This is a genomic window from Pseudoxanthobacter sp. (assembly GCF_036822375.1).
In the GTDB taxonomy this organism is placed as follows: Bacteria; Pseudomonadota; Alphaproteobacteria; order Rhizobiales; family Segnochrobactraceae; genus Pseudoxanthobacter.
Window position 1 is genome coordinate 37,888 of record NZ_DAISHT010000007.1, and the last position, 10,425, is coordinate 48,312.

The following is a 10,425-nucleotide window of genomic DNA, read 5'->3' on the forward strand; positions in this document are numbered from 1 at the left end:
CTACCCCGCCGCCGCCAGCCCGCCCGGGGCAGCGGCGACACCGCGACTGAGGATCATCGTCATCACTGCCCCGCCTGCCTTGTCGTTGCCGGCCGAAAGCCGGCCACCGAATTCGGCCACGATATCATGGGCAATGACGAGGCCCAGCCCGAGTCCCTTCGGCTTGGTGGTGGAAAAGGGCGTGAACACGGCTTCCAGAATGGCCGGCGGCAGGCCGGGGCCGTTGTCGCGGATCGTCACCGTCACCTGCCCCGCGCTCTCGGCAACGCGGATTTCGATGGTGCCGTTGCCCTGCCCGGCCATGGCATCGAGCGCATTCTGCATGAGATTGACGAACACCTGCTCAAGCCGGAGCTGATCGGCCATCACGCGCAGGCCCGGTGCGATCTCGGCTGTCTTCACCTCCACATGCTGGGTGCGCAGCCGGTGGCCGAGCAGCAGCAGGGCGCCATCCAGCACCTCGGCAAGCGAAACCGGCACGATCTGGACCGGTGCCTTGCGGCCGAACGTGCGCAACTCCCCGGTGATGGCCCCGATGCGTTCCGTCAGCTTGGCAACGGAGGCCACGCTGCGCCGTGCGGCCGCCGCATCGCCGCGGTCCAGATGGCCCATGGCGTTGTCGGCAAAGGTGCGGATGGCCGCGACCGGCTGGTTGATCTCGTGCGCCACACCGGCGGCAATCTGGCCCAGCGTCGCCAGCCGGTTGGCCTGCAGCAGCTCATCCTGCAACTGCTGACGGGCCGTTGCCGCGCGCCGGCGGGCATCCATTTCCGCGCGCAGGCGCTCGTTGGCGGCCCGCAGTTCGCCGGTGCGTTCGGCGACGCGCGCCTCAAGCTCGGCCCGCGTCGCCGCCTCGTCCGCCGCGCGCCGCCGGCGCTGCTCGGCGCGCCACAGCGCAAGGCTGCCGGCACCCAGCATCACCACCAGCACCGCAAGCGCGCCGAGGGCGCCGGTCAGCCGGCCAAGGCCGGTCGCCTCCGCCGTGCTGGCAAAAACCAGCAGCGACCAGTCGGTGCTGCCGACCGGAACCGCGATCTCAGCCACCGGCAGCGCAGCATCCGTGCCGGGCAGGCGCAGCAGGGCTTCCTCCCCCGGGCGCCGGTCAACCGGCAGCGGCCGCAGGGCGGCATCGCCGAACTGCCGGCTTGCCACCACCGCGCGCCGGTCGTCCTCGGTCAGCGGCGTGCGGGTTGCGAACCGCCAGTCCGCCACCGAGGTCATCAGCACGATGCCGCGGCTGTCGGCAACGACGACGGGCATCGACAGCCGGCGCCAGTCCGCCTCCAGCCCGTCGAAGGTCATTTTTACCACCAGCACGCCCAGAGGCCGCCCGGCACTTTCGATACGGCGACCGAAATAGAGGCCCGGCTGGCCGCTGACAAAACCGAGCGCGAAATGCTCCACCGCCCCGTCGCGGACCGCCTGCCGGAAATAGGGCCGGAAGCCATAGTTCGTGCCGACGAAGCTGTCGGGCTGCTGCCAGTTCGAGGAGGCGATGGCGGTGCCCTCGGCATTCAGCAGGTAGATGACGGAAACCCGCGCCGCGCCGGCCAGTTGCTGCAGCCGGCGGTCAAGCGCCTCAAGCCGCGCCGGCAACGGGGCGCGCAGCGCCGCCATCACGTCGGGGTCCTGAGCCAGCACCAGCGGCAGCGCCCGCTGCTTTTCCAGTTCGGCCTGCAGCACGCTCGCCGTCAGCGTTGCGGTTTCGCCGGCCTGCGCCGTCAGGGTCGCCATCTGCTGACCGGCCACAAAAACCTCGATGCCCCGCCCCGCCAGCACGCTGGCAGCCAGCGAGACCGCGACCAGAAGCCACAACCGCCGCCGGTAGCCCCCCGCCCCCGGCACCGGCGGCGCCTTCGCCGGATTTTCCTCCAATGGTGCCTCTGCCGCCATATCGCCCCCGAAACTGCCCTGCCAGACGTGCGATTTTCAGCACACCAAGGTCCACTCTGTGCGGATTGCCGCACATCCTGCCCCTATACCTTGGTCGAATACCGAGAAAAACCAACGCGATTTCAAGCACCTGTTCCGGCCTCGCGGGCTGGCACAGGCCTTGCTCTTGAAACCACGGCTGCCTCGGCCGGTCACGCGGGCTGAGTGCCACGGCCATGCTGCCGTTTCAATCCTTGTCGTCAATCACGCGGGGTCCGCACCGGTTTCCGTGATGGAAAGCCGCGCGCAAAAATCGCCCCCGCACCGGGCAGGAAAGACCGCGAAGTCATGATCGCACCGCTCCCCGCCGCCGCCGTGCCGCACGCACCGCGCCGCTGGTATCAGCATCTCTATGTGCAGGTTCTCGTCGCCATCGGCTGCGGCATCGCCCTCGGCCATTTTTATCCCGATCTCGGCGCCAGCCTGAAGCCGCTCGGCGACGCCTTCATCAAGCTCGTGAAGATGATCATCGCGCCGGTCATCTTCCTGACGGTTGCAACCGGCATCGCCGGCATGAGCAACCTGCAGAAAGTGGGCCGTGTCGCCGGCAAGGCGATGATCTACTTCATCACGTTCTCCACGCTGGCGCTGGTTGTCGGTCTCGTCATCGCCAATCTGGTGCAGCCCGGCGCCGGCCTGCACATCGACCCCGCCTCGCTCGATGCCAAGGCGGTCACGACCTACGCCACCAAGGCGCACGAGACGTCCATCGTCGGGTTCCTCATCAACATCATTCCGCCCACGCTGGTCGCCGCCTTCTCCGATGGCGATATCCTGCAGGTGCTGTTCTGCTCCGTGCTGTTCGGCATTGCGCTGGCCATGGTGGGCGAGCGCGGCAAGCCGGTTCTGGATTTTCTGCAGGCGCTCACCGCGCCGATCTTCCAGCTCGTGGCCCTGCTCATGAAGGCCGCGCCGCTCGGCGCCTTCGGTGCCATGGCCTTCACCATCGGCAAGTTCGGCATCGCCTCGGTTTCCAATCTGGCGCTGCTGGTGCTCACCTTCTACGTCACCGCCATCGTGTTCGTGGTCGGCGTGCTGGGGCTTGTCGCGCGCCTCAACGGCTTCTCCATTCTGGCGCTGATCCGCTACCTGAAGGAAGAGCTGCTGCTGGTGCTCGGCACCTCGTCGTCGGAAGCCGCCCTGCCCGGCCTCATCGACAAGATGGAGCGGGCCGGCTGCTCCAAGGCGGTCGTCGGCCTTGTGGTGCCGACCGGCTATTCCTTCAACCTCGACGGAACCAACATCTACATGACGCTTGCCGCGCTGTTCATCGCGCAGGCAACCGACACCCCGCTGACGCTCGGTCAGGAGATCCTGCTTCTGGCGGTGGCGATGCTGTCGTCGAAGGGCGCGGCCGGCATCACCGGTGCGGGCTTCATCACCCTTGCCGCCACTCTTTCGGTGGTGCCCTCGGTGCCGGTTGCCGGCATGGCGCTCATCCTCGGCGTCGACCGTTTCATGTCGGAGTGCCGCGCCCTGACCAACTTCATCGGCAATGCCGTGGCCACCATCGTCGTTGCCCGCTGGGAAGGCGAGGTTGACGACGACGCCCTGAAGGCCGCGCTGAGCGGGCATCCGATTGCGCGCGGTGAGATCGACGAACCCATTCTGGGCGACTGACAGACTGCTCAGTCCCGCCTTCAGCTGCGGCTCTCTCTGTCCCGGCGGGTGCCCCCCTCCCGCCGGGGCGGGAGGCAACAGGCGGGCCCCGGTCCGGCACCCGAAAAGGCCGGCCGGGGCTTTGCTTTTCCCGGCGCCGTTCGGCCCGCGCGGCCGGCGCGCTCAGCCCGCTCCCGTCCTTCCCCTTCAGGCTTCAGCCGGGCGTGCTGCGCGCAGTTGCGCGGCGCCCCACGCCAGCCCCCACAACACCACCGACAGGGTGGTGATCCAGAAGCTCGCCGGCCAGTCCGTGTAGTAGCTTGCGGCAAGGCCGCCCCAGGCCGCCGTCAGGGCTGCCGCGACCGAGATCAGCACGCCCCGGCCGACATGGCGCGTGAGCCGCATGGCCGCCGCGGCCGGACCGACCAGCAGCGAAAACACCAGCAGCACGCCGACGATCTGCGTTGCCCCGGCCACCGCCAGCGCGACGATGACCAGAAACAGCACCGAGACCAGCGGCAGCCGCACACCCTTGGCCTCCGCCACCTCCGGCTGCAGGCTGGAGAACACCAGCGGCCGCAGGATGATGCCCAGCGCCACCAGCGCGCCGGCCGCCATCAGCGCCAGCGTGTGGATGACCGGGCGCGACACCCCGAGCACGTTGCCGAACAGCAGCGCCGTCGCCTGCCCGGCATAGGCGGTGTAGAGGTGCAGGAACAACAGCCCGAGGCCGAGCGACAGCGAGAGCACCAGCCCGATCGCCACATCCCGCCCCTCGGCACGCTCGCCAAGGCACCCGATGCCAATGGCTGCCAGCACGGTGAAACCGGTCATGCCCGCAAGCGGCGACAGCCCGACCAGTGCCGCACCGGTCGCACCGGCGAAGCCGACGTGGCTGAGAGCATGCCCGGCGAAGGTCTGCCCCCGCAGCACCAGAAAATAGCCCACCGTGCCGGCCAGCACCGCAACAATGCCGGCGGCCTGAAAGGCATTGACCATGAATGTGTATTCAAACATGAAAAATTACCTTCAAGGCATTATGATTATTTTATTTTTCTGAAATTTCCGCCACCTCCCTCCAGCCGGAGCAGGGGAAGGCGCGGCCTCACACCTTCCTCTCTATATCACCCCGGACAGGACAGGAAGCCGGCGGCGATCCCCCGGCTCAGAAGCAGACCGTCGACACGCCGTTGGCCACCGTGCGCTGCCAGTCCGGCCCGAGCACCTCCCGGGCGGACAGGGCATTCTCGCTGCCCGGTTCGCCGTCATGGAACATCTGGATGGTCAGATCCTGATCGTACGAGCCGAGAGACAATGTCGCCCCGGGCACATAGGTGGAGGTCTTCGTCACCTTGGTGCCGAAGCCGTCGGGCTTCACGGTCTTGGTGGTTTCGTAAGTGCCGGGCTGCTGCACATACTGCACGTTGTTGGCGCTCTGGGCGCCGATCACGATATAGCGGTCAAATCCGGCGCGGATCGTCTCCACCGCGGCGGTCTGCGCGGCCATCTTCGCGGCCTGAGCGCTGCCGCAATCCGGATCGACGCTGGCTTTGATCATCATCTGGCTCTGCGAAAGACGAACGGTCTCGACGTTCGCACAGGCCGACAAAAGCAATGCGGCCACAACCGCTGCAACGTTGCGCATAGAAGACCTTTCCCCGGGGCGGATGTTCGTTCCGGCGGCATTCTGCGCGACCGGATCAGCCCGAGTCGATAGCTCCTGATGTGCACATCGGAACAATCTCCGGCCGATGGCGACATAGCTGTGCATTGCGGCGTGCCGCCGGCCGGCCGCGCGCAGGCTCAGGCGGCGCAGGCGGCATCGGCCAGCCGTGCCGGGCGGATGAGGGCAACGCCGGCAAGGCTGATCGCTGCCGCGGCCATCACATACCACGCCGGGGCGGTCGGCTCGCCGGTCATCGCAATCAGGGCGGTGACGATGAACTGGGCAAACCCGCCGAACACCGCAATGCCGAGGCCATAGGCGGTGGAAAGCCCTGTGGCGCGCGCGCCCGGGGGGAATGCTGTCAGGATCAGCGCCAGCCCCGGACCGGCGCCGATGGCGTTGAACAGAACCAGCACCGCCACCCCGGCCAGAATGCCCCACAGCGGCGCCCCGTGCAGCATCAGCCAGAACACCGGCAGCACGAACAGCGCCGTGCCGAGGGCGGCAACCAGCACGAACGGTTTCAGCACACCGGACCGGTCAGCCAGAATTCCCACTGCCGGGGCAACCGCCAGCATGACGATGCCGGCCACCACCCCCGCCAGCAGCGCCGAGGACGGCGCAAGGCCAATCATGTGCACGAGATAGGTCGGAACATAAAAAACAATAACATATGACGATGTGCTGAACGTCATGATGAGGAGAAGGCCGGCCACAACCTGCCGCCGGTATTCGACGAAGGCGAGCCGCAGCGGCCTTGCCTGCCGTCTGCCGCCGGCCGGCTCCTGCCGCATCGTCGCCCGCAGATAGAGGCCGAACGGGCCGATCACGAGGCCGGCGAGAAAGGGAATGCGCCACGCCCCGGCCAGGATCTCCGCCTCGCTGAAAACCCCGCGCAGGGCCAGAGCGGCAAGGGCGCCGAGCGCCGCCGAGGCGCCCTGACTGGCCATCTGAAAGCCAACGAAGCGATTGCGGCGACCCTCGCCCGCACTCTCCCACAACAGCACCGTGGTCGGCCCGATCTCACCGCCAAGACCGAACCCCTGCACAAGGCGCCCGACCAGCAGCAGAAGCGGGGCGAACAGGCCGATGCTCTCATAGCCGGGGCAGAGCGCCACGATGGCCGTGCCGGCCATCATCAGCGCAAAGCTCACCGTGATGGCCCGGCCGCGCCCGACGCGGTCGGCGAACGCCCCGATGATGACGCTGCCCAGCGGCCGGGTCACGAAGCCGGCGCCGAAGGTGGAAAGCGTGAACAGCAGCGCCGTCATCGGCGTGTTCTCGGGAAAGAACACCTCGGCCAGCGTCAGCGCGAAAAAGCTGAACAGCGTGAAATCGTAGAGTTCAAAGCCGTTCCCGATCGTGATGGCCAGAATCAGCCGCCACGAAGGGCGCGTGCCCTCTGCCTGATGCCGCATCGTCCTCAGTTCCCCGGTGCCCCCCGGCCGGCCACAGCCGCCGTCCGCCGCGCGAGTTTGCGCGACAGCGCAGCAGGGGTAAAGGCTTGCGGGCGAAGATGCGACCTCAGGCGCGGGCCCGGCCCCCTGCGAGACGGGCCAGGCTCCACAACAGCAGCGCTGCGGAGCCGCACGCCGCGATGGCGACGGTCATCGGATAGGCCGTGCCGTTCTGCAGGCCGGCGACCAGCGCCGAGACCGCGAAGGCGAAGCTGAACTGCAGGATGCCGATGAGCGACGAACCGCTGCCGGAATGCGGGCCGCTGGCGCCCATGGCGATGGCCGCGGCATTGGCCGTGATGAAACCCAGCGAGCCGATGGCGAACCACAGCGGAATGAGCAGCAGCACCAGATCGTGGCGGCCGGCCACCGCAACGAGCGTAAGCCCCGCGACCACGTTGAGGCAGAGCGCCGCACCGAGAAGAACCGGCGGTCGGAAGCGGCGCAGGGCCATGCGGTTGAGCTGGGCGGAAACGATCAGCGCGCAGGCGATAAGGGCGAACAGGAAACCATAGGTCTGCGCGCTCGCACCATGCAGGTTGATGAACACGAACGGCGAGCCGGTGATGAAGGCAAACATGCAGGCCTGCGCCAGCCCGCCCACCAGGGCCGGCACGATGAAAGGCCGGTGGCCGAGGAGATGCGCCCATGTGGCCGCGATGGCGCGCAGGCTCAGCGCATGGCGGCGCTCCGGCGGCAGGGTTTCCGGCAGCACCCGCCACACCAGAACGGCGCAGATGAGGCCGAAGGCCAGCATCAACAGAAACACCGTTCGCCAGCCGGCAACGGTGACGATGAAGCCCCCCAGAACGGGGGCCAGAATGGGGGCGAGCGTCATCACCATCATCAGCAGCGACAGCGCCCGGGCGCCCTCGCGCTCGTCGAACAGATCGCGCACCACGGCGCGGCCCACGATCATGCCCGCACAGCCGCCCACCGCCTGCAGAAAACGCAGCGCCGTAAAGACCGTCACATCCGGTGCCACGAGACAGAGCAGCGTCGCCGCGGTGTAGATGCCGATACCGGCCAGCAGCGGCCCGCGCCGGCCGAAGCGGTCGATCAGCGGCCCGTAGAAAGCCTGCCCGACGGCCAGCCCGAGGAAGAACGCCGACAGCGTGGCCTCGATGCTGCCCTCCTCCACGCCGAAATGCGCCGCCATCAGCCCGAAGGCCGGCAGATACATGTCGGTCGCCACCGGCGCGAAGGCCGCGAGCGCGCCGAGAATGATAATGATGCGCCCGGCGCTGGCCGGTGCTGGCTTGAAGGCAGACATCACGATATCCCGGTCCCGATTGCCGGCTGGCTGCGGCACCCGCTGACGGATATAACCGTTTAACGGATACATCAACCGGATATCGGTCATGACGACGACAGAACCGACCGGCCCCGCCGGCCATGAGGCGGATAGCGGACGGCAGGTCATTGCGCGGGCGGCGTCCATTCTGCGCACGCTGGAACAGGAGCCGGGCGGGCAGACCATTGCCCGCATCACCCGGGCCTGCGGCCTGCCGCGCACCACCGTGCAGCGCATGGTCGGCGCTCTGCAGGCCGAACAGTTCGTAACGGTCGCCTCCGGCGTCGTCCGTCTCGGGCCGGCACTGGCCCGGCTGGCCTCGGCCGCAAATCTCGATCTGTCGGCCCGGGTGCGGCCCCACATGGAAGCGCTCGCGGCCGAACTGGAGGAGACTGTCGACCTGTGGGTGGAGCGCGACGGCTTCGCCGAACTGGTGGAAGCGGTGAGTTCCACGCGCGAAGTGCGGATCGTGACGCCGCCGGCCTGCCGCCTGCCCCTGATCACGACGGCACCCGGCAAGGCCTTTCTGGCCCTGTGGCCGCCGGCCGATCTGGCCGCGCGGCTCCCCTGGCCGGCAACGGCAAACACCCCGCGCAGCCTGACGACGCTGGCCGCCCTGAAAGCGGAACTGGATGAGACGCGCCGCACCGGCATCGGCCTCGACCGGGAGGAACACGCCGACGACGTCTGCGCCGTCGCAATGGTCGTGAACCTCGGCCTGCCGGACCGCTATGCGCTGGCCGTGCCCGTGCCGTCCCGACGGTTCTATGGCGCTGAAGACACCCTGTGTGCGGCCCTGCGGGCCTGTGTGGCCCGCATCGCGTGAGCGGCGAACCGGCACAGAAGCCGGATTTTCAGTAATATCAATTTATTATTGAATATACTTAAATTAAAAAATTAATTATTGCACCAAAAAAAATGCCCCTGCCCGTTTCCGGACAGGGGCAAGATGGCTCGAACAGAATGCAGGGAACAGGATTACGGAAGGCGGGTTTGCTCAGGCCCGCAGGCGGGCCAGATTTTCCAGAACGGCCTCCGGGGCGGACCCCGGCGGCACTTCGGCAAAATAGAACTCGCCGGCCGCCAGCGGCGAAAGCGGCGCATCGCCCCACAGGGCGGGGCCGATATCGCGGCCGCCGGCACCGGCCGCGGCCGGCGGCACCGCGGCAATGACGGCGTCGAAGTCCGCCGCCTCGCCGTTCAGCCGCCCGCCGCTGCCGCTGTGGCGCAGCACCAGCCCCCAGCGATAGTGGCGGGCAACATTGGCGAGCGGACGCCAGGCCTCCACATCGCCGAGGTCGCCATCGCCGGCCTCGATCAGCAGCCCGCCGACCGGCAGCGACGAGACCGCGCGGGCAAGGTCGGCGAGGTACATCGCTGCATCCTCCACCGCATCGCCGTCGTCCGGTGCCGGCCGGCCCACGGCGGCGCTGGCTTCGGCCAGCCACTGCCGCGGCGCCGGCAGCGCCAGCACAACCGGGGCCTGCCCGCGCAGCGAGGCGGCAACGGCCTCCACCACCTCCGCCAGCAGGCGCCGCGGCCCCTCGGCCTCAAGCATGGCGCGCAGCGGCCATGCCGCGCGCCGCTTCGCCGCCATTTCGGTCACCAGTTCCGGGTGGCGGGCGATCCACGAGCGATAGAGGTCCGCCACCTCGATCACCGCCACGTCGGGCCGCAACAGCCCGTGGGCCTGCGTGAAGAACGCCAGATAGGCCGGCGCACTCACCCAGGGGTCGCCGGCCTCGCCCATGAGAAGCCGCCGGGCATAGCCCGACGACTTCAGCCACAGGCGCAGGCCGGCCTTGCCGGAACGGTCCGGCAGGCGGTCGGCGAGGGTCACGCTCATTGCTTTTCCTGCCCCAGCGCACCGGCGGCGGCGAGCCGGGCCTCAAGCTCGGCAATGCGCACGTCCTTGGGATGCGGCATGTAGTTGGGCCGCGGAGTGTCCGCATCGCGCGTCTTGTCGGGCGCGCCCATGTAGAGCGTACCGACATCGTCGCCCCACGCGCCGAAGAACTTGAGGTGCGCCGGCGGCTTCGGCTTCGACCACGTCTTCACGAACTCGCGGTAGGGCGTGGAGCGGGCGATGCGCGCCTTGCGCTCGTCCGCCCGCGCGGCGGCGGTGGCCTCATAGTCGATGGCCAGCGTCTGCGGGTCGAACACCACCTTGTAGAGCCGGGCGGCGACGTCGGGCGAGATCAGCCCTTCCTCGATATCGCGGATGACGCCCGCCGGATCGCGCTCCAGAAGATCGCCATAGCCCGCGCCGGCACCCTGCGAGATCATGAACAGTTCGCCGCGCTTCGAAATCTCGAACCCCATGCCCATGTGATGGGTGGTGTAGCGCGCGCCCTCGAACGGACGTTCGTTCATGAGCTCCTCAATGGAGTGGCGGAAAGTCTCCGGCTCGTTCATCAGCACGTCATAGACATCGACATCCTGAATCTTGCACAGCGGATAGGTTCCGCAGGCATAGC

At 68.2% G+C, this 10,425-nt stretch carries 8 protein-coding genes and 1 pseudogene; 2 read left to right on the top strand and 7 right to left on the bottom strand.

The features are described from left to right. Complete coding sequence (locus V7067_RS01875) at nucleotides 1-1,875, bottom strand: ATP-binding protein (protein ID WP_334174173.1); 1,875 nt, start codon at nucleotides 1,873-1,875, stop codon at nucleotides 1-3. A gap of 345 nt (nucleotides 1,876-2,220) precedes the next feature. Between V7067_RS01875 and V7067_RS01880 the strand changes: the two genes are divergently transcribed. After that, nucleotides 2,221-3,552, top strand: a complete 1,332-nt coding sequence (locus V7067_RS01880) for a dicarboxylate/amino acid:cation symporter (protein WP_334174174.1) — start codon at nucleotides 2,221-2,223, stop codon at nucleotides 3,550-3,552. 186 nt (nucleotides 3,553-3,738) lie between these two features. Here the strand turns inward: V7067_RS01880 and V7067_RS01885 are convergent, their stop codons facing one another. The 4 genes from V7067_RS01885 to V7067_RS01900 all read right to left on the bottom strand — a co-directional run bounded on the left by V7067_RS01885 (nucleotide 3,739) and on the right by V7067_RS01900 (nucleotide 7,927). Beyond that, nucleotides 3,739-4,548 (bottom strand): metal ABC transporter permease, encoded by an 810-nt coding sequence (locus V7067_RS01885; protein ID WP_334174175.1) that lies wholly within the window; start codon nucleotides 4,546-4,548, stop codon nucleotides 3,739-3,741. Between the two features lie 148 nt (nucleotides 4,549-4,696). Next, nucleotides 4,697-5,092, bottom strand: coding sequence for a hypothetical protein (locus V7067_RS01890; RefSeq protein WP_334174176.1), 396 nt, complete (start codon nucleotides 5,090-5,092; stop codon nucleotides 4,697-4,699). 242 nt (nucleotides 5,093-5,334) lie between these two features. Further along, complete coding sequence (locus tag V7067_RS01895; RefSeq protein WP_334174177.1) at nucleotides 5,335-6,615, bottom strand: MFS transporter; 1,281 nt, start codon at nucleotides 6,613-6,615, stop codon at nucleotides 5,335-5,337. 106 nt (nucleotides 6,616-6,721) lie between these two features. Further along, nucleotides 6,722-7,927 (bottom strand): multidrug effflux MFS transporter, encoded by a 1,206-nt coding sequence (locus tag V7067_RS01900; protein ID WP_334174178.1) that lies wholly within the window; start codon nucleotides 7,925-7,927, stop codon nucleotides 6,722-6,724. 88 nt (nucleotides 7,928-8,015) lie between these two features. Between V7067_RS01900 and V7067_RS01905 the strand changes: the two genes are divergently transcribed. After that, nucleotides 8,016-8,774 carry an IclR family transcriptional regulator gene (locus V7067_RS01905; RefSeq protein WP_334174179.1) on the top strand — a complete coding sequence of 253 codons (759 nt, stop codon included), beginning with the start codon at nucleotides 8,016-8,018 and terminating at the stop codon, nucleotides 8,772-8,774. A 171-nt stretch (nucleotides 8,775-8,945) separates the two neighbouring features. Here the strand turns inward: V7067_RS01905 and V7067_RS01910 are convergent, their stop codons facing one another. Beyond that, nucleotides 8,946-9,794, bottom strand: a complete 849-nt coding sequence (locus V7067_RS01910; RefSeq protein WP_334174180.1) for a hypothetical protein — start codon at nucleotides 9,792-9,794, stop codon at nucleotides 8,946-8,948. Then, nucleotides 9,791-10,425, bottom strand: a pseudogene (locus V7067_RS01915) (acetone carboxylase subunit alpha); the annotation flags it as partial. The gene V7067_RS01910 and the pseudogene V7067_RS01915, both read right to left, overlap by 4 nt.

Bases quoted from the DNA above. Each gene is read 5' to 3' on its own strand.
- V7067_RS01890 (WP_334174176.1), bottom strand. From the start codon at position 5,092: ATGATGATCAAAGCCAGCGTCGATCCGGATTGCGGCAGCGCTCAGGCC.
- V7067_RS01910 (WP_334174180.1), bottom strand. From the start codon at position 9,794: ATGAGCGTGACCCTCGCCGACCGCCTGCCGGACCGTTCCGGCAAGGCC.
- V7067_RS01900 (WP_334174178.1), bottom strand. From the start codon at position 7,927: ATGTCTGCCTTCAAGCCAGCACCGGCCAGCGCCGGGCGCATCATTATC.
- V7067_RS01885 (WP_334174175.1), bottom strand. From the start codon at position 4,548: ATGTTTGAATACACATTCATGGTCAATGCCTTTCAGGCCGCCGGCATT.
- V7067_RS01905 (WP_334174179.1), top strand. From the start codon at position 8,016: ATGACGACGACAGAACCGACCGGCCCCGCCGGCCATGAGGCGGATAGC.
- V7067_RS01895 (WP_334174177.1), bottom strand. From the start codon at position 6,615: ATGCGGCATCAGGCAGAGGGCACGCGCCCTTCGTGGCGGCTGATTCTG.
- V7067_RS01880 (WP_334174174.1), top strand. From the start codon at position 2,221: ATGATCGCACCGCTCCCCGCCGCCGCCGTGCCGCACGCACCGCGCCGC.